Genomic DNA, 966 nt, shown 5'->3' on the forward strand with positions numbered 1-966 from the left:
TGTTACCTTAACGGGTAATAGTGCTATCGTCGCATTGTCCGGGAACAACCGGAAAAATGTCGCGTAAATGTATCAGAACCCATCATGCCACAAAATTTCGTTAGATCTCAGCCAGTAGCAGCATCTGAGCCAGACCTAAATAACCCCCGTGATATGCAGCCTTCCGACCCAGAACAACAAGACTCCACAGAACAACCAGAACAAATGTGGTTTCACACGGACTACGACGACTGTATGGAGATGTTTGCGGATTGGGAGACGGTAGCCGAATATCTGGGACATCACCAAGGTTGGTTTTGTCGATGCGCGCAACCGATGAAAACCGAACCCATTGGCGAAAACTCCTATTCCCTAATTATTGGACGTTTCGGGGCTTTTGGCTATCAAGTAGAAGCTAGAGTCGGCTTGGAATTAGTCCCCCCAGACGAAGCTGGAATCTATCGTATCCGCACGACACCAATTCCTGATTATGTTCCCCCTGGTTATGAGGTGGATTTTCAATCGACTATGAAACTGGTGCAACTGTCGGTTGAGGAGGTCTGTGAGAAATACCAAGTGGAACCGGAAAATTGTCCGGCGATCGTGACTGGGGCTAAATGGCATTTAGATCTGGCTGTGGGGGTGAAGTTCCCCAAGTTCATTTTGGATATGTCGCGGGCGCTAATTCAGAAAACCGGAGATAGCCTTCTCAAGAAGATAGTCAAACAGGTTTCTCGTCGCCTTAGTTACAAAACCCAACTAGACTTTCACACTACCCAAAACTTGCCCTTTCCCAAGAAACGTAAAAACCGCTAGTTATCTGTAGGGTGCGGTGGGGGGATAATTGCTGATGCCTTGGTAGCAACCCCCCACCGGTTATCGTAGCTGGGTCTAGGCTATAATAGATATGACGTGCGAGACGTTTAGGAGTCAAATAAGGCTGCAATGCCTGAAATAACCTCCTAGAGGGCAATTAGACCTTCAACC

Annotated in this window: 1 protein-coding gene and 1 pseudogene; both read left to right on the forward strand. The window is 47.7% G+C overall.

The features are described 5' to 3' along the window. Positions 1-67: pseudogene (locus ACTIE0_RS24695) on the forward strand (zinc ribbon domain-containing protein); the annotation flags it as partial. Between the two features lie 17 nt (positions 68-84). Next, positions 85-795, forward strand: a complete 711-nt coding sequence (locus tag ACTIE0_RS24700) for a DUF1997 domain-containing protein (protein ID WP_006625806.1) — start codon at positions 85-87, stop codon at positions 793-795. The last annotated feature ends 171 nt before the right edge of the window (positions 796-966 follow it).

This window comes from Limnospira sp. (assembly GCF_051859755.1).
In the GTDB taxonomy this organism is placed as follows: Bacteria; Cyanobacteriota; Cyanobacteriia; order Cyanobacteriales; family Microcoleaceae; genus Limnospira; species Limnospira fusiformis.

Coding starts and splice junctions, on each gene's coding strand:
- ACTIE0_RS24700 (WP_006625806.1), top strand. CDS start 85: ATGCCACAAAATTTCGTTAGATCTCAGCCAGTAGCAGCATCTGAGCCA.